Annotated in this window: 14 protein-coding genes and 1 pseudogene; 5 read left to right on the top strand and 10 right to left on the bottom strand. The window is 70.1% G+C overall.

What is annotated here, in order from left to right; translation table 11 throughout:
* Positions 1 to 141: 141 nt before the first annotated feature.
* Both ACZ6JS_RS27385 and ACZ6JS_RS27380 read right to left on the bottom strand, forming a co-directional pair.
* Positions 142 to 495: a DUF5655 domain-containing protein gene (locus ACZ6JS_RS27385; RefSeq protein WP_469301794.1), complete on the bottom strand. Its 354-nt coding sequence runs from the start codon at positions 493 to 495 to the stop codon at positions 142 to 144.
* Positions 492 to 710, bottom strand: a complete 219-nt coding sequence (locus ACZ6JS_RS27380; RefSeq protein ID WP_469301792.1) for a hypothetical protein — start codon at positions 708 to 710, stop codon at positions 492 to 494. Before ACZ6JS_RS27380 ends, ACZ6JS_RS27385 begins: the two co-directional genes overlap by 4 nt.
* Positions 711 to 954: 244 nt before the next feature.
* On the opposite strand from ACZ6JS_RS27380, the gene ACZ6JS_RS27375 reads away from it, so the two are divergent.
* Positions 955 to 1,398 carry a hypothetical protein gene (locus tag ACZ6JS_RS27375; RefSeq protein WP_469301790.1) on the top strand — a complete coding sequence of 148 codons (444 nt, stop codon included), beginning with the start codon at positions 955 to 957 and terminating at the stop codon, positions 1,396 to 1,398.
* 720 nt (positions 1,399 to 2,118) lie between these two features.
* Here the strand turns inward: ACZ6JS_RS27375 and ACZ6JS_RS27370 are convergent.
* The 4 genes from ACZ6JS_RS27370 to ACZ6JS_RS27355 all read right to left on the bottom strand — a co-directional run bounded on the left by ACZ6JS_RS27370 (position 2,119) and on the right by ACZ6JS_RS27355 (position 12,824).
* Positions 2,119 to 4,266: a HEAT repeat domain-containing protein gene (locus tag ACZ6JS_RS27370; RefSeq protein ID WP_469301789.1), complete on the bottom strand. Its 2,148-nt coding sequence runs from the start codon at positions 4,264 to 4,266 to the stop codon at positions 2,119 to 2,121.
* A gap of 121 nt (positions 4,267 to 4,387) precedes the next feature.
* A complete protein-coding gene (locus tag ACZ6JS_RS27365; RefSeq protein WP_469301787.1) occupies positions 4,388 to 5,149 on the bottom strand; it encodes a transposase in 762 nt (253 codons plus the stop codon).
* Positions 5,146 to 5,580, bottom strand: coding sequence for a hypothetical protein (locus ACZ6JS_RS27360; RefSeq protein WP_469301785.1), 435 nt, complete (start codon positions 5,578 to 5,580; stop codon positions 5,146 to 5,148). Before ACZ6JS_RS27360 ends, ACZ6JS_RS27365 begins: the two co-directional genes overlap by 4 nt.
* On the bottom strand, positions 5,577 to 12,824 hold the full coding sequence (locus ACZ6JS_RS27355; protein ID WP_469301784.1) for a polymorphic toxin-type HINT domain-containing protein: 7,248 nt from the start codon (positions 12,822 to 12,824) through the stop codon (positions 5,577 to 5,579). The genes ACZ6JS_RS27360 and ACZ6JS_RS27355 overlap by 4 nt, the downstream gene beginning before the upstream one ends.
* A 404-nt stretch (positions 12,825 to 13,228) precedes the next feature.
* Between ACZ6JS_RS27355 and ACZ6JS_RS27350 the strand changes: the two genes are divergently transcribed.
* Positions 13,229 to 18,202, top strand: a complete 4,974-nt coding sequence (locus ACZ6JS_RS27350) for an FG-GAP-like repeat-containing protein (RefSeq protein ID WP_469301782.1) — start codon at positions 13,229 to 13,231, stop codon at positions 18,200 to 18,202.
* Between the two features lie 16 nt (positions 18,203 to 18,218).
* A pseudogene (locus tag ACZ6JS_RS27345) lies at positions 18,219 to 18,482 on the top strand (IS30 family transposase); the annotation flags it as partial.
* A gap of 39 nt (positions 18,483 to 18,521) precedes the next feature.
* Here the strand turns inward: ACZ6JS_RS27345 and ACZ6JS_RS27340 are convergent.
* Both ACZ6JS_RS27340 and ACZ6JS_RS27335 read right to left on the bottom strand, forming a co-directional pair.
* The gene (locus tag ACZ6JS_RS27340; protein WP_469301780.1) at positions 18,522 to 19,658 is read right to left on the bottom strand and encodes a hypothetical protein; all 1,137 of its coding nucleotides are present in this window, start codon (positions 19,656 to 19,658) and stop codon (positions 18,522 to 18,524) included.
* Positions 19,659 to 19,715: 57 nt separating this feature from the next.
* Positions 19,716 to 20,144, bottom strand: coding sequence for a hypothetical protein (locus ACZ6JS_RS27335; protein ID WP_469301778.1), 429 nt, complete (start codon positions 20,142 to 20,144; stop codon positions 19,716 to 19,718).
* Positions 20,145 to 20,355: 211 nt separating this feature from the next.
* Between ACZ6JS_RS27335 and ACZ6JS_RS27330 the strand changes: the two genes are divergently transcribed.
* Positions 20,356 to 21,537 (top strand): sensor histidine kinase, encoded by a 1,182-nt coding sequence (locus ACZ6JS_RS27330; RefSeq protein WP_469301776.1) that lies wholly within the window; start codon positions 20,356 to 20,358, stop codon positions 21,535 to 21,537.
* 84 nt (positions 21,538 to 21,621) lie between these two features.
* A complete protein-coding gene (locus ACZ6JS_RS27325) occupies positions 21,622 to 22,386 on the top strand; it encodes a response regulator (protein ID WP_469301774.1) in 765 nt (254 codons plus the stop codon).
* 330 nt (positions 22,387 to 22,716) lie between these two features.
* Here the strand turns inward: ACZ6JS_RS27325 and ACZ6JS_RS27320 are convergent, their stop codons facing one another.
* Both ACZ6JS_RS27320 and ACZ6JS_RS27315 read right to left on the bottom strand, forming a co-directional pair.
* Positions 22,717 to 23,010 (bottom strand): hypothetical protein, encoded by a 294-nt coding sequence (locus ACZ6JS_RS27320; RefSeq protein ID WP_469301773.1) that lies wholly within the window; start codon positions 23,008 to 23,010, stop codon positions 22,717 to 22,719.
* A 399-nt stretch (positions 23,011 to 23,409) separates the two neighbouring features.
* Positions 23,410 to 23,949 carry a 2'-5' RNA ligase family protein gene (locus ACZ6JS_RS27315; protein ID WP_469301771.1) on the bottom strand — a complete coding sequence of 180 codons (540 nt, stop codon included), beginning with the start codon at positions 23,947 to 23,949 and terminating at the stop codon, positions 23,410 to 23,412.
* Between the last annotated feature and the right edge of the window lie 16 nt (positions 23,950 to 23,965).

Here is a 23,965-nt window from a genome sequence, read left to right as displayed (position 1 = left end):
GAGGGGCCTTCGGTGTGCCCGCAGCTCCCGGCGCTTCCGTGCGGCCCGGTTGAGAGGGCCGCGGGGCTGCCCTGAGGCATCGGCCTTGAAGGTGCATCGGCTCAAGAAGTCGTAGCTCCCGTACGCGCGCGCCAGGGGTGATCAGGTTGCGCGATCGGCGGCCTCGACGAGCCACGCCGCCACCTGGTCGTCCAGGTCGTCGACCGAGTGGACTTCCAGGTGGTGCATCCAGTGTCGGGGCGTGGGGTGGGACACTTCTTTGAAGCGGGGTGAGGGATCGTGTCTGCCGAGTGCGATCGACAGCACGACCTCGGCAGTGGGGCCGTGCAGGTAGCGGGCCGGTGTCCAGAGGTAGGCAAAGCCGCGGCGGCGGCGGAAGGCCACCTGGCTTTTCGACACCCGGACGTCAACCGGATCGTCCAGCAGGGAGCGGACGCGTTCGAATACCGCCAGGCCAAGGCCGGGACCTTCGAAGAACTCCTCGACGGTCGTCACCCGGCCATGATGCCGGGCCCGACGCACCATTGCGGCAGGCAACCGCTTGCGGGTCGCCGGGAGACTGCCCCGGCCCAGCAGCCGTAGCCTTGCGTGTCGGGCGCGGTCCGCCCTTGCGGTGCGGATGTCAGGCCGTGGAGGTCGTGGCTGACGGCGAAGATCTCTTCGATGAAGCGGTCACGTAGGGGTCGGGCGATGCGGTCGTGTTCGGACAAGCAGTAAGCGTTCCCCTCTCCGGTCTACGACCACTTCGTCCGCTCTCCGTGGTCGCCGGACCTGACCGTCCGCACGGACACAGCTAAGCCCGGTGCACCGTTTCGGGAAGGCATTCGCTGTACCCCTGAAGGGTGGTGCAAGTTCTTTTCGACCCTCAGTCGCACGCTGGCAGGGAAGGGATCCGCCTGGCCAAAGATCAGCGGCGACCCGCGCGGGCGCCGCGTGTCAGAAGTGGAGTCGGCCATGGCACCTGTACCGAACGGCACCTACACGATCACCCGCCCTCGCGAGCAACTGCTCACGCTGCTGGACGGGGCATCGGAACCCAAGACACCCGTAGTCCTGCTGCCGCCCACCGGCAACCCCGGCGAGCAGGAATGGCAGGTGGAGAGACTCAGCAACGGCAACTGCACGATCCGCAACCTCCGCAGCGAAACCTACGTCTCCTACGACGGCGACCCGGAGACGAACAAGCAGGTCGTCGGTTACCCCGACCCCCGCGAGTGGGCGCTCTGCGAGACCGACCAGCCGCACACCTTCCACGTCGTGGTCCCCGGAGGCCCCGTCGACGGCGAGGAGCTGGCCCTGGACCTCAGCGTGCTGCGGATCTTCCCGCCCCGTATCGCGCTGAGGCCACTCGACGTCAGCGACCGAAGCCAGGCGTGGACGTTCGAGCCCATGGAGTAGACGTGAACAGAGTGCCCGGGTCGGCTGCCGACCCGGGCACCGCCCCGAAAGCGCACACAGGTGACGGTACGCACGAGCCAACGGCGGGCAGGCCCCGCTTGCGAGCAACCGTGCCGAGCGACGGAAGGCGCTGACAACCTCGGCCTTCAGCTCAGCGGGCGGCCCCGGACGTCGGTGTCGCAATGTGGCAGCAGGCGGCTGTCGTTACGCAGGTGGGCGGTGTCGGAACGGTTGTCCCTGCCGTTGCCGGTGTGGATTCGATCGTGGCACCTCGCACACAGAGGAGAGGACATGGCCACCCTGTAACGCGCCGACCGCCGCGTTCTCCTTGATCATCAACCATGGTCGACTGTGTCTTCGCCGCCGACACCCACCACCTGCCCTGTCCCGTCGACACCGTCGGCGACAGCCGTTTTCGCCGGGTCTGATCGAGCCGATCATCCCCGACCGGACCGACATGGGAGTCCTGGCCGTCCTCGGGGGCGTGGCAGGCCCGGGCTCAGAGTCCCTGAGCGGCTCGGAGTCGGTCGATCTGGCGCAGGACGGGTGTCTCGGAGACGCGCGGGTACGGTTCTGTCCCACCCGCCGAGAGGTCGGTGATGCACACGCCGACCCGGGTGACGATACGGTCGATGACCTCGGCGGGGCCGGTGGAGCCCGCATCGGTCACATGCTTGTCGGATGCCGACGCGGCCGACGGCGTCAGGCAGGTCGGGCAGGTCAAGCCACCGGGAAGTCCGTGAACGATGTGAGAAGCCTCGCGGCATGCCTTCGAACGGCTTCGTCCTGGTTGATGATGCGGTCTACGACGCCGGAGCGGACGACCCGGGAGTCGCCGTCGGCGAGAGCAGCAAGCCGGCGCAGGTGGTCGTCGGTCATGGCGGTGGCGCCGAGGACTTCCAGAGCCTCGCAGGCCCCTGCAGGATCGGCGTCCGATTCTGCGGACCGCAATGCGGCTGCGGCGAGTACGGTGCGGTCCAGGGTTGTGGGCTCCGCTACCGCCACCAGAGCCACCACGGCCGCCGGCGCTTGCGCTGGGTCGTCGAGGGCCGCTTCCAGTCGGGTGGTGAGAGGGCTTCCCGCCGGGCCGAGGAGTGCTGTCGTGCGGGCGGCCCGCACCACCGACCACCGGGACCACGCGTTCTGTTCGGCGCGGGCGAAGACGGAGTCCAGTATGGCGACTGCCTCGTCTGCGTCATCCGTGATGCGCCACAGTGCCTCGGCGATAGCGGTGTCCGTGTCCAGTGCGGGCGTGGTGGTGCCGCCGGTGCCGGTGAGTGCCGCGCGCAAAGCCGGTACCAGCGCCGCTCCCCGGGGCCCGAGCGCTCCAGCGATGCCGGCTGCGTCCCTGACCTGCCTGGCGCCACGTCGTAGTTCCTGTTCGAGGCAGTGGAGCAAGGGCCCCAGCTCGCCGTCGAGGTCGTACAGGGCTTTGGCCGCGGGGAGGACTTCCTGCTCGGCGGCCCTCCGCAGCGAGGTGATGGCCCGGACGCGTTCGCGGGGGCCACAGTCAGCGGCGACGAAAGCGATGGCTCGGGCGGCCTGGCTTGCATGGTGCGGGAGGGCCGCGCACAGCTCGGGCAATGCCGGCGCCGCGGCGACGCCCCACCCGGCCAGCAGGTGCGTCAGCTGCCACGGTTCGTTGCCTTCAAGGGCCTGGGGCCGAGAGAGTCGGTCGCGGACAGCGTTGAGGAGACCCTCGTCGAAGGGGAGAATGCAGTCGGCAGGGTTCCGAAGCCCGGTCGCTGCGTCCAGGGCCCGTGGGCGCCGTCCCAGGGCTTCGGCCAGGAAGGGAATCGCCTGTGCGGGTGCGACGCATATGAGCGCGGCCAGGGCGCGGTCCGCATCGTCGTCATTTTGGTCCGGGTTTCGCGCGGCGAGCGGGGCAAGGATGTCCGCAGCCGGTTCGGCGACGCTGCCCAGGCGGCCGAGGAGGGACGCCATGTCGATCACCGACTTCTCGTCGAAGGCAGCCGCTCGCAAGTTCCACACCAGTCGCCGCGGGGCGCTGCGGGAGAGCATGCAGGCGCGGTCGGCCGCCCAGATACCTTCGGCTCGCACATCCGCCCGGTCGTCGTGCAGGGCCGCGTCGATCAGGGCGAAGGCGATCTTGCGCTCGGTGCGTCGGCCCCGGCCCAGGAGGGCCTCGACAACGGCGGTCAACGGCTCGCCGCGTTCCAGGTCGAGGCTGGAGCGCAGGGAGTCTGCGGGCAGAAGGGAGAGCATCGTGGTGTGTGCGGCCTCGGTCCAGGGAGCGCCGGTGTCGAGGAGGGCGAAGACGGCAGCCATGCGAACCTCGGCGGGCTGCGACGGCTCCAGGACGGCGGCGGACGCCGCTGCGGCCGCCTGAGGGGCGAGCCGGGCGATCCCGGTCAGGAGCTCGGCACGCACGGCGGGTTCGGTCTCCTCGTCCCAGCGCGCGCGAAGGGTGGGCAGCGCGGCCGCAGCAGAGCGGGTGTGGGACACCGCCCAAGCCGCGGTCCGGCGGACTTCCGGATCAGGGGCGGCCAGCAGTGGCAGCAGGGCCGGGAGCTGGTGTGTCACCGCTGCCCGGACCGCGCCCGGCTCCACGCCGTACTCGTCCTCACTTTCGGCCAGGCCGCCCAGCAGCGCCAGGACGTCTGCGGTGCGGTGGCCGGCCGCTGCGATCGCAGCCAAGAACGGCACAGCCTGCGCGCTTGCGGCGTAGACCGTTCCCTGATGCAGAACGCTCCCGTAGAGCTCGGACAGTGCCTCGTCCGCCGCGTCCGCGTCGACTCCGGCCAGAGCCTGCAGTAGATGGGGGAGGTCCTCCGCGCTGCCGTAGGCGTGCGAGAAGGACGACCAGGGGTGGGCGTCCAGGCCGTCGAGCGGGTGTGAAAGATCCATGCGGGGCATCCTGTCAGGCACCACCGACAGCAGCGCTGTGCGCCCCTCGATGCCGCGCCTGCTGTCAGCTTGGGCTCGCTCCGGGCGCACCTCGCCAACGCACACGCACGCAACCCCCGGCTCACTGCCCAGACCCGGCACCTGGAACGACGCCTCTCCGAGCTGCTGGGGGAGCAGGCGTGACGTGAATGCGGCCTCGGAGCTCCCGTCGACCGCGAGCAACTTCATCGCCAGGTTGTGGAGAACCCCCCGCGACCGTCCCGCCCCGTGATCCTCCGGCTCGGTCCCGCCCCCTCCCGGGGGCTCCTTCTGCCCGGCCCCGTCCCGGCGGGCCCCAGCTGCGTGCTGATGGGCCCGGCAGATCGTGCAGTCGACGTTCACGTCCCACGTGAATCCGCCCGGCCGCATCAGCCCTCGCCTGCAGCAAGGCGAGAATCCTGGCCCCCACACCCTCGTGCTGCCAACGGCGAAAGAGTCCGTAAACGGTCTGCCAAGGCCCGTACTCGCGCTGCAGATCACGCCACGGAACACCCGTCCGAACCTGCCGCCGAACTCCATTGATCAACCGCCGCCGGTTCCCGGACCTGCGGCTTACGCCTGCCGCAGACGGCAACGACTTCAGTACCGACCACTGCTCATCAGAAAGATCCCCACGCCCCACAGCGTGATCATCACGACGCAAGGCGTGGACCGGAACCCTGATATAAACCACGGCCAGCGGCGCACCACATCGCCACCGTATGCACCGCCCTGCGCCGTTCCCGCCCGCGCTCACCGAGTCGCCGAAACCCCTTCCCGTCGCCGTGGCGCTGCTTACGGTGTGGACGGAACAGCCGTGTGGCCCCGGTCGGCATTCGACCGGGGCCACACGGGTTCTGCTCATCCGGCCGGCGGGACCACTTCGATCGTCACGCCGAACCTGGCTCTCAGCTCGTCGGCGAACTCCCTCGGGCCCCGGCCCGGTACCCGCTTGTGCCACCACCCGAGGAGGTCGGGATACGCGACGTGGATTTCGACGGGCGTGACCTCACGGAACTCCTGGTCCACGCTTTCGACCGCGGCCCTGAAGCGGGGGAACTCCGGACAGGCCCGCAGCGCGGGACTGTCCAGAGCCTTCTGGAGCATGTCCCGCACGTCGAGGTCGAGGTCGTACTCCGCCAGGCAGTCGTCGTAGCCCGACCTGCACAGCTCGGTGAACTCCGACCATGCCTCGATGTCCAGTGAGGGATCGACATGCCCCACCCGCTGCCCCGGCGCCCACGTGCTCCGGTAGCGTTCCACGAATTCGGGGCCGAACCCGGCCGCTGTGCTCACGACAGGATCTCTCCTCCGTACTTGGCGTGCTGCGTCTTCAGGTACTCGGCGACGTCGCCCTTCCTGCGGAAGAAGGTCATGATCTCCCCGGTCGGGGTTCTGATGCCGAACACCCCCGTTGTCTGGTCGATCCTGAACAGGAAGCCGTCCTTGTCGACGAGGTCACCTGCCCTGGGATCGCCGCTCAGGAAGTTCCGGGCCGCGTCCACGTACTCGTTGTACCCGTCCGGGGTCTGGAACTCGGGCATGTCGGGGCCACCCTTGGAGTTCTTGAACCCCGTGTTCGTCCGCTTCACTCCGTAGACGTGATCGGAGAAGTGCTGCTGGGCCTTCTCCTGCGAGGCGAAGTTCGGTCGCTCGCACGCGTCGTTGTGGACCAGGACCGCGGCGGCACCCGCGAGCACGTAGTAGGTGTGCTCCTTGGCGACCGTGAGGTTGTGCACCCGCTGCTGCTGGGTCCACTGCCTGACCTCCGTGACCTGGACCCATGCTCCGGACGAGGTCCGGAGCCACTGACCTGCGGTGAGATCCTGTGCGTCCAGCCACGCGCCCACGGCAGGGGCCCAGAACGGGTGCCGGTCGGTCGCCGTGATCTTCTGCGAAGCGTCGCCTTCGGCACCGTCCGTGTCGATCGTGATCTCGACGAGGTTCTTCTGGCCGTCGCCGACGATCTGCGCCACGACCGGCTGGGCCCCGGTACGGCCGGTCGCGGCGTCTGTCGCGATCACCTCGTCACCGTTGGCGACCTCCTCGATCGGCTTGGAGGTGCCATCGGCCATCAGGACCTCGGTCCCCGGCACGAAGCTGTTGCATCCCGGCTTCGTCGTTCCGCCGTCCGAACCGCCGCCGTCGCTGTCCTTGGCCGTGGACTTCTTGGGCCCGTCCGACTTCTTCGTCTGGGCGGACTTCGACGCCTTTCCGTCGCCGTCGGCCTTCCTGGCCTTCTGCGCGGAGGACTTGCCCTGCCTGGCCGCGGTCGCCTTGGCTTCGTCGGCCTTCTTGGCGGCTGCGGCTGCTGCCTCCTGTGCGGCTCTTCGGGCCGCGGCTGCTTCCTCCTCCAGCTTTCTCGCTCGTTCGGCTGCCTCCTCCATCTGCCGTTTCCACTCGGCGAGGTCCTCGGCGTACTTCGCCATGGCCTGTTCGTAGCGTTGGACGCGCGCGAGGATGTCGCGTGCCAAGGCGAGTTTGTGCGACCAGCTGTTGAACGCCTCCCAGGCCCGGTCGAGAGCCTTGAGGACGCGCTTGGCGCGTCCGGCGAAGGGCAGGAGGGCATCGAAGGCGATGCTGGCGCACGCGCCCACGGATCCGTTGAGGCAGTCGCGGATGTCGTTGTAGCCGGAGGCGTCCTTGAGGATGCCCATGGCGATGTCGAGTGCGATGTCCAGGGCGCTCTTGCCCTGGATGGCGCGGGCCCAGGCGGCCTCGGCCTCGGTGAAGTCCTTCACCGGCATGACGGGCGGCGCGATGGACAGGCCGCTGGGGTCGCTGTAGGTGATGGGCGAGTTGTTGGCGTAAGCGTAGGGGTTCTGCTGTTTGGGTTCGTTGAAGTCGACGATCGGGTCGACGGAGAGGAACCGCCCGGTTGCCGGGTCGTATTCGCGGGCGCCGAGGTGGACGGTGCCGATGGACTCGTCGATCTCGCCGCCGACGAAGCCCTTCTTACCGGGCCATACGGACGGGGCCGTGCCACGGACCTCGCCGTAGGGGGTGAACTTGCGGCGGGTGACGGCGGACGTCTTGGTGTCCACGGAGGTGGTCGCCGTGCCGTTGTGGTCGCCCATCAGGTACGACGTGGAGATCACGCCGTCCTTGGCCGTCTTGACCATGACCGGGCCGGCCGGGTGGGCGTAGTAGCGCGTGCCCTCCAGCTTTCCGGCCTTGGTCAGTTTGACCTCGGTGCCCGGCAGGTACAGCGTGGTGCCCGTGGGGTCACGTTTGATCAGGCGGTTGCCGCCGGCGTCGTAGACGAAGGACGTCTCGTCCGCGCCCTTGGTGGCCTTCTCCAGCTGACCGGAGATGTTCCACTTCAGGGTCTGGGTGTCGCCCTGGATGGTGCGGGTTTCGGTGTTGCCCGCACCGTCGTAGGTGTAGGACTCGGTGCGGGATCCGCCGGGTCCGGTGGTGTCGACCTGCTTGAGCCGGTTGGCGGCGGGCTGGCCGGGGGTGCCGTAGGTGTAGGCGCGGGTGACGTCCTTGGTGAGGTCGCCGGTGGGGGAGTGCTGGACTTCCTTGGTGCGGTTGCCCGCGGCGTCGAAGCTGTAGGAACTCCAGTAGGGGTTGGGTCCGCCGACCTGGGGCCTGGAGCCGGGGCCCGTGGCGCCAGGCTTGGCGGAGCAGTCGTCCGTGGCGGTCCAGGCCTCGTTCATGCGGCGCATGTAGTCGTAGGCGAAGCACTGGACGTCGGGTGTCGCGGTGGGGCCTTCCCTGTCGGTGATCTTGAGGATGTTGCCGACGGCGTCGTAGTCGTAGGACGTGTCGTTGATCCGGCCCGGTGCCTTCTCGGTGTCGTTGACGGTCCGGGTCAGGCGCCGGGTCTGCTCGTCGTAGAAGTTGGTCGTGTAGACCTGGGATCCGGCGGGGCCGGAGTGGGTGCGCAGGACGTCGCCCATGGGCGAGTAGTCGACCTTGTCGACGAACGTCTTGCCTTCGATGCCCATGACCGTGGGCAGTTCGAAGTGGTTGTACTTCATCGTGGTGAGTTCGATGGGCAGGCCGGCCACGGCCGGCTGCTCGGTCCACTCGGTCAGGCCGGTGTTGGGCCGGTAGCCGGCGGAGAACTCGTAGGTACCTGCCAGGGCACCCTCGGAGGAGGGGATGGTGATCTTCGTGCCGGTGGCGCGGTACTCGGTGTCGTAGCCGGTGACCGACTCGGTGTAGGCCTGCCCGTTGACGTACCGGGTCGACGTCACCGGCAGACCGATGGCACCCGGCAGGGTGTCGAAGGTGGTGGACGTCAGTTTCGGACCCGTCACCGATCCCTCGTGGGTCGCGACGATCCGGCCGAGCGAGTCGTACTCGGGGACGAGGACCATCCCCCGGGCGTCCGTGACGCTTTCGACGCGGTCGCCCTTGCCGTACTTGGTGGTCGTCGTGCCCTTCTCAGGGTCCTTCTGTACCGTCTGACGGCCGCGGACGTCGTAGGTGTACTCCCACCTGTCGCCGGCCTGGTTGACGACCGACTCCAGCATTCCGCGCTGGTTGTAGCCGTACCGGGTGGTGTCGTACGGCCCGGTGGGCGAGTCGGCGTGGAAGTGGCGGAGTTCGGTCTTGCGGCCGGCTCCGTCGAGGAAGGCCCGGGTGGGGGTCTCGCCCTTGGGCGGGTCGACGGTGATGTTGTCGCCGCCGTAGGCGGTGGTGGTGCGGGAGGTCTCCTCGCCGAACGTGCGGGAGATCTGGGCGACCGAGCGGCCGGAGCCGTCGTACTGGGTCACCGTGGAGGACGGGACCTCGTTGTCCTTGGGGGCGAACTGGACACCGGAGGCTTCGCCTGCGGTGTAGTAGGCGCCGTTGGACTTCCAGACCTGGCCGAGGCTGTTGTAGAAGGTGTCGGAGATGATCCGGCCGCCGGCCAGGGCTTCCATCTGGGTCTGGCGGATCCGCAGGCTGCTGTCGTAGATGTCGTAGCTGGTGCGGTAGGTGCCGTCGTCCAGCAGTGCCTTGTTGGTGATGACGACCGGACCGTCGGTGCGGACGTCGTAGGAGAACATGCCGTTCGGGGACTTGGCGGTGGGGGTCCGCGACGGGGACCACACCTTGGTCAGTCGGCCGAGGGCGTCGTACTCCATGACCTGGCGGCGGTTGTTGGTGTCCTGCTTGGCCAGGACGGAACCACGGCCCTGGTCGACCTCCGTGGTCTGGGTGTGACCGGCGTGGTTGGTGGTGACCACCTTGGTGGCGACCTGTCCGGCAGCCGGGGTGTAGTCGATCCTGGTGACCTTGCCGAAGACGTCGGTGGTGGTCTTCGGGCGGCCGTAGGCGTCGAAGGTCGCGCTGCCGTCGATCTGGTACTGCGGCGTGGTGCCGCTGTAACCGGTCAGGGACTCCGTCTGCTTCAGGTTGCCCGCCGCGTCGTAGGAGACCCGGACGTCCTTGGTCACGTCCGCCGGTCGCTGGATCGCCGCGTCACATGCCTTGGCGACCGTCTCGATGCGCTTCTGACGGGCGATGATCCAGCGGGTCTCGTCGGACTCGTATTCGTAGCGGCTGCAGCTGTCGTCCTTGGGGTCGGCGATGTCGCCCTTGCTGGAGACCCATTCGGCGATGCCGCGGTTGTCGTACTTGGTCTCCATGGCGGTGCGGCGCCAGCCGCGGCCGTCGGAGAGCAGGATGCGCGAGTTGACGTGCGTGGTCTGCTGGACGAAGGACTGGAGGGGCTCGATGTCCTCCGCGGCGACCTCGCCCTTGCGGAGGCGGGTGGCGGTGGGGCCGTGGAGCCAGGGGGTGTAGGTGGTGGCTGCTTCGAGTGCGCCGCCTTCACCGTTGTAGGCCAGTACCTCACGGGTCTGGCCGGCGTAGAGGCGGTGGTCGGCGATCTCGATACCCTCGGAGTCCTTGACCTTGACCGACTTCCTGCCGCCCGCGGGTGCGGCACGGTCGCCGTCCAGGCCGCGGAAGAAGAGGGTTTCGGTCATGGAGCGCTTGTCGGGCGCGGCACCGATGTAGGTGCGGACCCGCTCGTAGCCGCGCCACTGCGACCAGGTGCGCGTCTTGGGCCGCATCATCTCCGTCTCGTCGTCGAAGGCCCACGCGGGCTTTCCGAGGAACTGGTAGGAGGTGACGCGGGTGGGGGAGTTGCCGTTGCGGTCTTCCTCACGGACGGAGTCCACGATGTGCTTGTGGAACCAGTCGGTGGAGTAGATCTTCCGCTCGCGCTCGGGGTCGGTCGGGTCCGGGAGCTCGGAGATGACCGGGTAGCACCGCAGCGTGTTGTTCTCGGGCGAGGCCGGCATGACCTGCGGCGCGGTGGTCTTGCACTCGGTGGGCGCGTAGTTGACCGCGATGGTGGAGCCGGTCTCGGTGTCGATGGCCTCGATGCGGTAGCGCTTGAAGGGCACCTTGCCGTCGCCGTCGCTGTCGACGCGGTTGTCGAGCTGCTTGCCGCGGAACTTCACCGCAGGCAGCTCGATCTCCGCGTTCGCCGCCCCCGCCACGGTCGTGCCGTTCTTGCCGACGTGGCGGATCTCCGACAGCCACAGCGGGTAGTCGGAGCCGTCGCCGGTCTGGGGGAAGTCCTGGACGAGCTTCCAGGTGTCGACCGGCTTGTGAGCCGTGCCGTTCCAGACGAAGGTGCCGACCTCGGTCAGGCGCTTGCGGGAGAAGAAGGTAGGGGTGAAGCGGCCCTTGCACTCCTCGCCGTTGGCACAGAGCTGGTCGCCGGGGGTGTCCGGCCACATCTTCGCGATGTTCCAGTCGACCTCCGGCTTGAGCTTGGCCGGGTCGCAGTCGAAAGTGGCCGTCTTCAGGCAGCGTTCGGCGACGGTGAAGCGGGCCTCGGCCGGGGCGGAGGCGAAGAGGTTGTCCTCGCGCAGGCCCCAGGAGATACGGCTCAGCCAGCCGGAACGGGTGTACTCGCGGGCGGTGGAGCCGCCGGCGATCTTGTAGTTCGAGCCGTAGTGGTTCTGCTCCTTCTGGTACCAGTACGTCATCGCGTTCCCGCGCGGGTCCACGACGTAGTCCAGGTTCCACCGGTAGGCCTGGTCGCACACGGCGTCGGCGAAGGCGGTGTTGTAGCAGGGCTCACCGGGGTGGTTGCCGTAGACGGGCACGGTCCAGGTGGAGTTGGTCACCGGCTTGCCCGAGGCCCAGTTCTTCAGCTTGTTCAGGCCGAAGTAGAACTGGATGCCCTGGGGGTTGGTGAACCGCCAGTGCTCGCCTTCCTTGTCACCGTTCTCGGCGCCGGAGAGGAGCTCCAGGCGCGAGCCGTCGTCCTTGGCCGGACGCCACTTCTTCGAAGCGTCGTCCAGCACCAGGGGCGTGGAGCCACCGTTCAGGGACATCGTGACCATCGGTGCGCCGTGGCACAGGTCGCCGGTGTCGTCCTTGGGGTTGTTGAACCCGGAGTCCTTGCGCTTGTCCTGGCTGCACGGCGTGAAGGAACGCTCGATGTAGTTCGAGGCCAGGTCCCAGCCGTCACCGACCCAGGAGGTCTGCTGCTGGGAGGCGTTGGTGCGGCCGTCGATCTGCGCGCTGGAGTAGCCCAGGGACAGCGACGGACTCGGACCGCCCAGCGAGGCGGGGATGTCCAGGGGGTAGGACCAGGAGAAGTCGCCCGCGGAACCACCGGCCTGCCACGAACCCGACGGGTTCAAGGACGTCGCCTTGTACGTGCCGTTCGCGCCGTCGGCGCCGGCGGTGGCGGTCAGCATCATCGCGCTGCCCGCAGCGGCGGCGGTGGCCGGGGCTGACACGAACGGGCTGCCGGCGGACAGGAACGCGCTGCCGGGGGGCCTGGCCGCGGGCACGCGGTCGGCCGGGGCGTCGAAGGTCGCGGTGAGCTTGCCCGTCACCGGGTCGTTCTGGGTCACCACGTCCTGCGACGTACGGCACTCGGGGCGCTGCGGCGTCGTCAGGGAACAGGCGGGTACGGCCTTGAAGCGGAGACGGGAGCCCCAGCCACCGCCGTAGGCGTTCTTGAACGCGTTGTAGTCCAGCTTTACCGAGACCGGTGCGGGCGCGGTACCCGCGTCGGTGCGCCGGACCGTCAGCAGGAGGCCGTTCCCGGCTCCCGCGCGGTGCGCGGCGGCACGGTCGTGCAGATCGACCTTGACCCTGACACCGCTCGCTGCGGCGGCCGCCGGAGCCCCCGCCGCCCCGGCCGAACGGCGTTCTGCCGAAAGCTGGTTCTGCGCCGGGAGGGCGGACACGGAGACGGGGAGCTTGCCCGCCTTCACCGCCTTGCCGGCCTGACCCGGGCTGCCGGCCGCGGGTACGGGAGCGGAACCGGGGGCTGATTTCATCGCCGCGGCGGCCGGGGGCGGCGCGTCGGGCAGGCTGACCTCAGCCGTGCCCGGCGCGGGCCACGCGACCTTCGGCGCGGACTTCCACGCCTTCTTCTGCGACTCCGCGGGGCCGGGCGCCGGCTTCCCCTTGACGTCGGTACCGCTGACCTTGGTCAGCTTCTGGTTGCCGGGCAGCTTGTGCCTGGAGTCCGCCGAGGCCTCCACCACCGTCAGGCCTGTGGCCAGCAGGCTGGCGGCAATGAGCGGTATCGGCCACCGCCACGCACGCCTCAGAGGCGCACGCATGACATGCGCCTGGGATCTTTTCACGATTCGAACACTCCCGATTATGGCGCACGGATCACTGTGATTCCGCGCAATTATCAAGCGCTGAACCTAACAGTTGTGGAGGCGTCCCGGTCGGGAGGAATCCGGAGGGAGTGAGTCCGAATCACCGCAGGTGGCGGCGCGTGTGAACGGAATGTTAAATGCGGAATTTGGTATTCGGGGCGATGTGGTGTACATGGTCGTTCTGCTTGCTGGTCCGGGATCCAGGTCGAATAGTGGGCCCCTCGGCTGCTACAAATCAATCGAACACGATGAGCCGAAAACGGATGGCTGAATACCGCTTTTCCGTCGCAGGCCCAGCCGACCTCTTTCGGCCGCTCCCCGGCGGGGAGCCACCGGAACCGACACCGAGGATCCACTCAGTGAGACCCTTCCCGACGCGGACCCGCGTCACCGGGCCGCCCTCCCGCAGGGCCCCCGTACTCACCGTCGCGACCGCGCTCGTCGCCACCCTGCTCGGCGCGGTACCCGTCGCCGCGGCGGCCGGATCCGCTCCGACCCCGGCCGCCGCCAAGCCCAAGCCCGGCACGCCCGGCGCCACCGAGAGCGAGCAGGCGGCCGAGGCGAGTGCCGAGGCCAAGCGCACCGGCAAGCGCGTGGAGATCGTCTCTCAGCGCACCGAGAACGAGGAGGTCTGGGCCAACCCGGACGGGACCTTCACGTCCGAGCAGTCGCTGGTGCCGATCCGTGTCCACCGCGGGGGCAAACTCGTCCCCGTGGACACCGGCCTGGCCAAGCAGAAGGACGGCCGACTCGCCACCAAGGCGACCCGTTCCGCCCTGACCTTCTCCGGCGGCGGCGAGGGCCCGCTGGCGACCATGCGCAGTGACGGCAGGGAGATCACCCTGACCTGGCCCAAGCCGCTGCCCACCCCGACGGTGACGGGCAACAGCGCCACCTACGCCGAGGTCATGAAGGGCGTCGACCTCCGGGTCAGCGCGGACGCCACCGGTTTCTCGCACCAGCTGATCGTGAAGAACCGCGAGGCCGCGGCCAACCCGGCGCTGGCCTCCCTGCCCTTCGGCCTCAAGGGCAACGGGCTGACGATCCGCAAGGAAACCAACGGCGAAATGCGGGCCGTCGACCCCTCCGGGCGGACCGTGTTCGGCTTCGCCAAGCCCCAGATGTGGGATTCGGGCGCGGAGAAGGCGGCGGCGCAGGCCGGAGCCGCGGCATCCGCCCCTGCCAAGGGATCCGGTCCCGCCACGTCATCCGCCCCTGCCAAGGCATCCGCCTCCGCCACGACATCCGACGCCCCGGCCGCCGCGACGGCGCAGGGCGCGGTCACGCCTGCCACCGAGGGCATCGACCTCGGCACCAAGCAGGCCGACCTCGGCGTTTCGCTGAAGGGCGACACCCTCACCCTCACCCCGGACCGCAACCTGCTGACGGCCGCGGACACCACCTATCCCGTCGTCATCGACCCGAAGACGACGGACAGCTGGAAGTCCGCCTGGACGGTGGCGTACAAGCACAACGGCATTCCGGGCACCGAGACCACCAACTACTGGAACGGCGGCACCCTCAGCGACGACGCCCGCGTCGGCTGCGCCAAGGACGCCGCCAAGGGTGGCGCAGTGGTCTGTGCCAAGACCTTCTTCCAGGTCCCGGTGAGCCAGTACCGGAACAAGCGGATCATGGACTCCACGCTGCGGATCCAGCAGAAGTCCGCGGGCTCCTGGAGCTGCAACTCCGGAGACATCCAGGTCTGGGACACCGACCCCATCGGCAAGTCGACCACCTGGAACAACCAGCCCGACTGGAACCGGATGGTGGACGCCTCCGGCCAGTCCTACGGCGGCCGGAACTGCCCCGGTGACGGCGACACGATCGAGATGAACGTGACCTCCGGAGTGGCCGGCGCCCTCAAGGACGGAAAGTCGCTGTGGACCCTCGGCCTGAAGGCCGCGAAGGACACGGTCGACGTCTCCTGGCGCAAGCTGAACCCGGACAGCCTCCGGATCTCCACCAAGTACAACACCGCCCCGACCGTCTCCGGTCCCTCCACGGACCCGTACGTCCCCTGCACGGGCGGCACCATCGGCCGGACCGACGAGGTCGTCCTGCGCGCCACCGTCAAGGACGTCGAGGACACCTCCCTCACCGCCGAGTTCCACTATTGGAAGGCCGACGACTACAGCGGCACCCTGAAGAAGCTCTACGACAAGAAGTCCTCGGGCAGCGTCGCGACGGCGCGGATCCCCGCGCCCACCGACGGGGTCTACAAGTGGGACGTGCGAGTCTCCGACGGCACCGACACCAGCCCCTGGCGGGGCCAGTGCTCGTTCACGGTGGACCTGAAGGGCCCGACCACCAAGCCGAAGGTGTCCTCCGTCCAGTTCCCCGAGGACGACCAGACGGGCAACGGCTTCGCCCGTACCGAGGGCACCTTCAAGTTCGAGTCGGGTGGCGCGACCGACGTGGCCAAGTACCAGTGGTACACCTCCGACAGCCCCACCGTCCGCACGGCCACTCCGGCGGTCAAGGGGGGACCGGTGGACGTCAAGTACACCCCGGTGGCGGCCGGCCCGCACAGCCTCTACGTGTGGAGCCTGGACGCGGCGGGCAACCCGTCGAACAAGACCTTCTTCCAGTACTACGCCAAGCGCCCGCTGGAGCGGGACAAGCACGGCGACGTCAACGGTGACGGCCACACCGACATCTGGAGCGTCGACCCGGGCGACGGCAAGCTGTGGATGGTCCCCGGCACGAGCGGTGGCGCCTTCGGCGTGCCCCGCCAGACAGAGCACGGCAACTTCGCCTCCGCCCGGTCCCTGACGCAGTGGGGCAGCTGGAACGAGGGCGACTTCTACGAGGACCTGATCGTCCTGGAGCCCTCGGCCGACGACACCCGGCAGAACCTCCACGTCTACCGTGGCGCCGGCAACGGCGATCTCGAGGACCCCGAATCCAGCCGGATCGAGCTGGGCACCCGCTTCGACGACAACGACCACTGGTCGAACGCCGACCAGGTGCTGGCCATCGGCAGCGTCAACGACGACCCCCTGGCCGACCGGACGGAGGGCGACGGCAAGATCAACGAGGAGGACCAGGCCGACCTCCTGGTCAAGACCGGCGGGGAGCTCTGGCTCTACTTCGGCCAGTCCGACGGCATGCTGGACCGTCGTGGATACGACCCGGTACAGCTCGGCAACGCCGACTGGCAGAACATGACCCTGATCGCGCCCGGCGACCTCAACAAGGACGGCCTGCCGGAGCTCTGGGCCCGCGACAAGACCACCGGCAAGATCCACCAGTACACCAGCCGCCCTTCGACCGACCCCGCCTCCAAGGCCGGCATCGACCTGGCCGTCTACGGTGACCCGGCGGTGCGCACGCAGTCCATCGGCACGGACTTCACCCACGCCGCCCGGCCCCACCTGGCCAGCCTGGGCGACTTCGAGAAGGACGGCTTCCCCGACCTGTGGTCGCGTGACAACAACGGCGTGCTCTGGGAGTTCCAGGGCCGTCAGCCGGTCAACGGGTCCGCGTTCGCCCCTGCCCGCCAGATCGCGGTGGGCGGCACCCCCTGGAGCACGTGCGAGAACGTGGCCGCGGTGACCGCCGGGACGACCCAGCAGCTGTGCGGCCCGATCCTGGCGAAGTTCAAAGCCAAGGGCGGGGTCACCGGCTTGGGCAAGCCGTCGGGCAAGGTCACGGACAACCCCGACGGCGGCAAGTTCGTCCACCTGCGGACCAACGGCGTCACCTCTGACAACGCCTCCATCTACTGGCACCCGAGCACCGGCGCCTGGCTGGTCCAGGGTTCCATCCGCACCAAGTGGCTCGCGCTCGGCGCGGAGAAGAGCATCCTCGGCTACCCGACCTCCGACGAGGGCAGGACGTTCGACGAGGTCGGCCGGTTCAGCACCTTCACCGGCTCCGGCGGTGCCGGCGCGATCTACTGGACGCCGGACTTCGGCGCCTGGGAGGTCCACGGAGGGATCTACCGCCGCTACGTGGAGATGGGCGGCCCGAGCCGGCTCGGCTACCCGACGAACGACGAGACCAAGCACACCGACAACATCGGCCGCTACAACCACTTCCGCAAGCGCGGCCAGACGGCCGACAGCGCCTCCGTCTACTGGACGTCCGCCACGGGCGCGCAGCCGGTCTACGGCTCCATCCGGGCCAAGTGGATCGCCCTCGGTGCGGAGAAGAGCTTCCTCGGCTACCCGAAGTCGGACGAGTACGAGGTCGCGGGAGGGGTCCGCACCGACTTCGCCGGGGGCTACATCCGCTACAACCGGACGACCGGCGTGGCTCTCGAGCACCGTCCCGCCGACCGCACCGCGCACCTGCGGACCGACCTCGCCGGTGACTTCAACGGTGACGGCCGCAGCGACATGGCGACCGTCTACGACTACGACGGCAACACCACCGCTCTGTGGGTGCTCGACGCCCGCGGCGACGGCGGCTACGAGGAACCGACGGTCCGCTGGACCAGCAACAAGGGCGGCTTCGACTACAACCGCGCCAAGTGGCTCTCCGGTGACTTCAACGGCGACGGGCGCACCGACATCGCGGCGGTCTACGGCTACGCCGACGGCAGCAACGCCCTGTGGAACTTCCTCTCCAACGAGAACGGCACCTTCACCCCCGTCAAGGCTCTGACGGCCGCCGCGGGCAACTTCGACTGGAGCAAGGGCATCTACGTCGCCGGCGACTACAACGGCGACGGGCGGTCCGACATCGCCATGGTCTACGACTACGGCGACGGCGCGGCCGGCCTGCACACCTGGACCGGCAACGCCAACGGCACCTTCAACTCGGGTGTCGCCAGCTGGCGGGTACCGGCCGGCAACTGGTGGATCTTCAACGCGTCGTTCCGGGCCGGTGACGTCAACGGCGACGGCCGCGACGACATCCTCGCGCTCTACGGGTACAGCGCCGGCGGCGTGGCGATGTTCACCTTCACCGGCCAGCCGAACGGCGGCTTCGCCGTTCCGGTCAAGTCGTGGACCAAGACGAAGGAGCAGTGGGAGTACCCGCGCACCAAGTTCACGGTGGGCGACTACAACGGTGACGGGCGTGCCGACGCGGCGCTGATGTACGACCACGCCGAGGGCAACGACACGCTGACCACGCTGTTCGGCCAGGCCGACGGCAGGGTCGGCGGCGAGCTGCGCAGCTGGGACACCCCGGACGGCAACTGGTACGCCTCCAGCACGGGCCTGGCGGTGTCCGGTGATGCCAACGGGGACGGCCGCGACGACGTGTCCATCATGTACAACTACGCCACCGGCGCCACCGCCGCCTTCACGTTCAAGGGCCGCCCGGACGGCGGCTTCGAGAACAGCCTCAAGAGCTGGCAGGCGCTGCCGGGCACCTGGTGACCCCACCGCGTGACAGCTGTTCCGGGAACGGGAGGAACACCTCCGGCTGGTGCAGCCGGGATCCGGTATCGCGGAGGCGATCCGACGCGTAGGTGTCATCCCTCGTACGGGCCGTGAGTGGCGCACGGCCGACCTGAGGGACGCAAGAAGCGCCCGAGGCCGCCCGCACATGCTGTGCGGGCGGCCTCGCTGCCGTCCCGGTACCTGACGGAGGCCGACGTGGCATGACCGGCCCCACGCCGCGCAGGCCCGCGCCGACGCCCGCCGGCCCGGCCCGAAGAAGCCGTCCGCGACACCCTCCGCAAGACCGTCCAGCGGCTCACCCGCCGGGGCGTCCTGAGGGGCCCCAGCTTCCGCAGGGCGTCGGGCCCTCGGCGGGCGTGGTCAGGCGGCGGGCGTGGGCGCGGAGGTCGGGGTCCAGGACGAGGAGGCAGCCGGGGGCGGCGAGGAAGACGTCTGCTGCGGGCGGCCCCGTGTGCACGGTCGTGCCGTGGGGGTCGACCAGATTCAGGGCGGTGTCGGTCACGAGCGCGATCAGACCCGACTCGGGATCCCAGCGGGCCGGATGGAAGCCCGGGTCGGTGCGTTCCCAGCGCAGCGGGCCGTCGAGGGCGTGGACCTGCGTCGTCGTCACGGTCCCGCGCTCGGGGTCACTCGTGAAGCGCTGCACGAGCACCTGTCGGCCCACGAGCGCGCAGAGTCCGCCGCGCGGGACGGTCAGCTCCCGGGGGCGAGCGGCCGCGGCTTCGGCGAGGGACGTGGTGCGGTCGCCGAGGAGGAGGACCCGTTCGCCCGTACGGTCCAGGCAGGCGCTGCCCGACGCGGCCTCGACGGCAGGTCCTGCCGTCCAGGTGCCGTCGCGCCGTTCGAGCGGGTGGTAGCGGGTGCCGGGGGACCGGAAGGTGAGCACCGCGCGGCTGCCGTCGGCGGAGGTGGACAACTGGGGGTCGGTACCGTCGACGGGCTGGGGCGGTGTCCCACCGCCGGGCAGCTCCAGCAGGTGGCCGCCGCCGCCGCGGGGGGCGAGGACGAGCGCCTCCTGCGGGGAGGCGGCCCAGAGCACCAGGTCGGAGCGGTGCGTGTCGGTGCGCACGTCCTCGCCCAGGTGCCAGACGACGGAGGACGCGGGGGTCTCGTCGGCGGAGCCGGAGCCGACCGCGTCGGGGCACTGCGCGAGGCAGGACACGTACGGCCGTGAGGCCATCTCGCGGTCGCGCCAGCGGACGCTGCCGTCCGCGCGGATCCCGAGTACCTCGCCCCGTCCGCGGTCGAGGAGGATCGCGCCGTGGGTGTCCGCGTCGAGGATCACGGGCGCGGCGAACGCGTCCGCGGCCGCGGGCCGGCCGCCCGGGCCGGACACGGCGGGGGAGCCCGTGCCGGGCCCCCGGAGGACTGCCGCGAGGACGCCCGCCGCCACGAGGACCAGCAGGGCGGTGGGCCATCGTCGGGTACGCAACTCATCGGCTCCCTCGTGGGGTGCGGCCGGGCGGAAGTCCGCCCGGCCGCGGGACGGTCAGTAGTTGATGTAGGCGGCGCAGGACTCGTCGCGCCCCTTGGAGTCGAAGGTCGCGTGGCCCTTGAAGTAGGGCTTGTCCACCTTCGAGATGCGCTTGTTGACCTTCTTGGTCTTCGTCTGGCCGCCGCGGACGTCGTCGCCACTGGTCCAGGCCCAGACGTCGCTGCCGTTGCCCTTGCGGACCCGGAGGTAGACGTTGTTGTGCGCGTTGCCGTTGCGCTCGATGGTGAAGCTGACCTCCTTCACGTACACGGTGTTCTGGGTGCCGTGGTCGTACTCGGTGCCGATGCTGAGGACTCCGGTGCTCTTGCTGCATTCGTTGTACTTGGACGCGGCGGACGCACTCTGCGAGGCCATGAGGGTGGCCACCAGGCCGACCCCCGCGGCGACGGCGATGGTGCGGGCCCGGAAGGAAGCAGTCGTCATCGGGATTCTCCGATTCGGTGCGCCCCGGGAAGGGGCGAGCGGTTGGGATGTGAGGAAGGTACGGTCCGCGGCCGGGCCCGATCGACCGACGAGGTGTTGAACTCGGCGCCCCACCAGGGGTGGTGGCGGGACGCGTGCTGAGGCCCTGGGTTGAGCCCTTCTCAACCGTCGGGTTGACGACGCGGCGCCTGCGCGGTCCTAACATTCCTCGGTGCACATAAATCCCGCCACGACCCGGAGAGCCGCCGACATCGTGCTCGGCACGGCCATGGCGGCGGCGGGCTGTGTGGCGGGGGCGCAGTACCCGGCGGACCGGTGGCTGCCGTTCGACGGTTGGGCCTACCTGCTGACCGTGGTGACGGCGCTGACCCTCACCGTGCGGCGGGATGCGCCGCTCGCGGTGCTCGTCGCCTCCTGCCTGGGGTACGCCGGCTACCTCTCGCTCGGCCACCAGCCCTCGCTGAACTTCTGGGTACCGGTGATCGCCCTGGTGAGCCTGGCGGCGCAGCGCGCGCCCCGCGTGGCACGACCGGCGGGGCTGCTGACGGGGGCGGTCGTCCTGTACAGCGGCCTGTCGGGCGGGCTGTCGCCGCTCCTGGCGAGCGTGCAGGCGGTAGTCGTGCCGGCGGTGGCCCTGTTTCTCGGCACGAACCAGCGCACCCTGGCGCAGCGCAACGCGGACCTCGCGCGGCTCACGGTGCGGCTGGCGCGGGCGCAGGAGGAGGAGGCGGGCCGGGCGGTGGTGGACGAGCGGATACGGATCGCACGGGAGTTGCACGACGTCCTCGCGCAGCAGATGGCGGTGATCACGGTGCAGTCGGGGCTGGCACGCTACGTGTACTCCTCCGATCCGCCCACGGCGCAGGCGGCACTGGACGCGGTGGCGGACGCCGGCCGGGACGCCTTGGAGGAACTGCGCAGGCTGCTGGGGGTGCTGCGGGTCGGCCCGGAGGGACAGGGCGACGGGCCGTCGCTGCGGCCGCTCCCGGGGATCGACCGCATACCCGAGCTGGCGCAGCGGGCGGAGGCAGCGGGCGTGCGGGTGGAGACCCGTACGGAGGGTGCGGTGCGTCCACTGGGGCCCGGGCTCGAGTTGTGCGCCTACCGCGTGGTGCAGGAATCGCTGACCAACGTCGTCAAGCACGCCCGTGCCACCCGTGCCGAGGTCCGCATCCGCTACCTGGGCGACCGGCTCCTGATCACGGTCCGCGACGACGGACGCGGCAGCGGGCACGGGGACCAGCCGGTGGCGGCGAGCACGGGATCGCAGCTCGGACTCCTCGGATTGCGTGAACGCGTCAAGATCTGGCACGGTGTGCTGAGCGCGGGTGCGCTGCCGGGGGGTGGGTTCGAGGTGCGTCTCACGCTGCCGCTGACGGCAGCCCGGCGGTGACCGCGCCGGCGGGGGACGCGGACCCGCGGGGCCTCCCGGCACGTGCGACGACCGCGGACGAAGGCCGGACGCCGGGGGGCTGATGTGATCGACATCCTTGTCGTGGACGACCAGGACCTCATCCGGGGCGGGATAGCCGCGTTGTTACGGGCGGCTCCCGGCACCCGAACGGTCACCGAGGCCTCGGACGGCGAGGCCGCCGTCCTCGCGGCCGAGCTGCACCGCCCCGACGTCGTCCTCATGGACATCCGGATGCCGGGGATGAGCGGACTGGCCGCGGCCGAGAGCATCCTCGGCCTCACGCCGCCGCCCCGGGTGGCCGTGCTGACCACCTTCGACGAGGACGAGTACCTCTACGCCGCCCTGCGGATCGGGTGCAGCGGCTTCCTGCTCAAGGACATGCCGCCGGCGCGGCTGCTCAACGCCCTCGCCGTCCTCGCCGGCGGGGACATGATCTTCGCGCCGACGGTGACCCGGCGCCTGATCGAGTCCTACGCGCCGACGAACCCCGCCCGGTCCTTGCGGTGGACCGCCGTCGACCAGCTCACCTCCCGGGAGGTGGAGGTGCTGCGGCTGGTCGCCACCGGCATGAGCAACGAGGAGATCGCCGCCGCCCTCGTGGTGTCGGAGGCGACCGTCAAGACCCACCTCCACCACACGATGACCAAGCTCGACCTGCGCAGCAGGGCCCAGGCCGTCGTCGTGGCCTACGAGTCGGGACTCGTCACCCCAGGCCGGCCACAGCCGCATCCGGAGCCGGCCGACCCCACCACGCCGAGCGATGGCCCCGCCGACCCAAGCGGCGCCCCGCTCCCGACCCTCCCCCGTCCCCGCGCGGAGGCCCGGTAGCGGGGAGCGGGGCACCGGGTCCCGCACCAGTGGCCCGCCAGGGCCGCCGGACGCGAGCCGCCCCCGGCGACGGGGTGGAGGCCCCTCGCCGCGCCGGCCGGCGCGCGACCCCGCGGCGTTCCGGAGTCGGCAGATGAAGTCGCCGTTCGGGCCGGAAGTCGAACGGTCCGCCGATGGTGCGAATACCCAACACCTCGCGGTAGCCGGTGAGTTCGGCCCGGACAGGTCGACAGCTGGTCGTCCATGGGCGGCTGCCACTGCGGTTGACGTGGGTTCACCCCGGCGATCCCGCGATCGGGCTGGGCCGCCCGCGGAACCCGCCCCGCACACTCAGTCGAACTCCGGGTCCCCCGTCACGTCACCGCGGGTGCGGATGCGGTAGCGGACCTGGAGCCCCTCGGGCCCCTGAGCGCGGATCGCTCCCCACGGCAGGGTCTGGGCGGTCTTGAGGGCGGTGAAGTTCGGGTCCTCGACCACCTGGATCGACACCCCGTTCACCCTCCTCGTAAGGGCGAGGGTGTCCCGCGGCTCACGGATCTCGACCGATGCCTTGTGACCCACCGCCACGTGCAGCACCACCAGGCCGCTGCGCCCGATGACCTCGCTCTCGTCCCGAACGGCCACGACACCACCTCATCCGTTGGGGGCGCACCCCACCCGTGGCGTGGCGCGTATTCCAGTGCGCCGGCGAGCCTAGTGCCCGGACCCAGGGGCGGTGGGAGGCCGCGCCCAAGGCGCACCGATTCCCCGGCAGATGGGCTACGGCCGAGTCACGAGGTGCCCTCGGCGCCTCAGCGCGGCGCCCAGCGGATCGCAGGTTGAGGGAAGCGTGCGCCGCCGACTGGCCGGGGCCGCGGTCAGGGCGCGGTGGCGCGGCGGGGGAACCTCTCGTACCACTCGCCGGACGCCCAGGGTGTCCGGAGGGTGCTGAAGAAGCGGTTCGCCTCGGCGGCGAACGCTGCCCCGGATGACGTACCGGCGGCAAGGTCGACCCCATTGCGCAGCCGATGGCGCCGGCCCGCCTCAAGGGACCAGACGGACGACGGTACGGGTGAGCGAGTCGTAGGACCGGGCGGAGGCCCACTCCCCACCCCGGGCACAGGGTGGCGTGCCGGCGGGGGAGAGGACCTCCTCGTCCGACAGGGCCCACACGGCGTCGCGCCCGCGTCCCAGCGTGATGTGGGGAACCCAGCGGGCCGGGTGCAGGAGAGGGTTGGGCTCCGCGCTGTCCGGCGCGTCCCGCAATACCCGCCACACCCTCTCGTGCAAGGCCAGCAAGGCGTCGTCGGGCCGGACCGCCCAGGCCAGGACCTGCACGCGGCCGGAGAACCGCACCAGCCCGTCGAGGCACAGCGGAAGAGGCAGGGCCCCTGCCAGTACGTGCAGCACCCGGGCGCGCGTTTCCGGCGGCAGACGCCCGGCCGCACCCAGGGTGAGGTGGGGGCGGTTCGTCACATGCCGGTGGCCCGCCTGGCTGGGCAGCCCTCTGTCCGCCAGATACCGCCACACGTCCCGGACGGCACGCTCCGTCTCCCCGTCCGGCAGCAGTTCCACGCTGTGCACCCCGGCAGCCTACGGC

This window comes from Streptomyces sp. NPDC046349 (genome assembly GCF_055587885.1).
Note: the sequence above shows the minus strand (reverse complement) of the source record. Positions and strands in the feature narration are given on the sequence as shown.

Coding starts and splice junctions, on each gene's coding strand:
- ACZ6JS_RS27375 (WP_469301790.1), top strand. CDS start 955: ATGGCACCTGTACCGAACGGCACCTACACGATCACCCGCCCTCGCGAG.
- ACZ6JS_RS27370 (WP_469301789.1), bottom strand. CDS start 4,266: ATGGATCTTTCACACCCGCTCGACGGCCTGGACGCCCACCCCTGGTCG.
- ACZ6JS_RS27365 (WP_469301787.1), bottom strand. CDS start 5,149: ATGAGCAGAACCCGTGTGGCCCCGGTCGAATGCCGACCGGGGCCACAC.
- ACZ6JS_RS27355 (WP_469301784.1), bottom strand. CDS start 12,824: ATGCGTGCGCCTCTGAGGCGTGCGTGGCGGTGGCCGATACCGCTCATT.
- ACZ6JS_RS27335 (WP_469301778.1), bottom strand. CDS start 20,144: ATGACGACTGCTTCCTTCCGGGCCCGCACCATCGCCGTCGCCGCGGGG.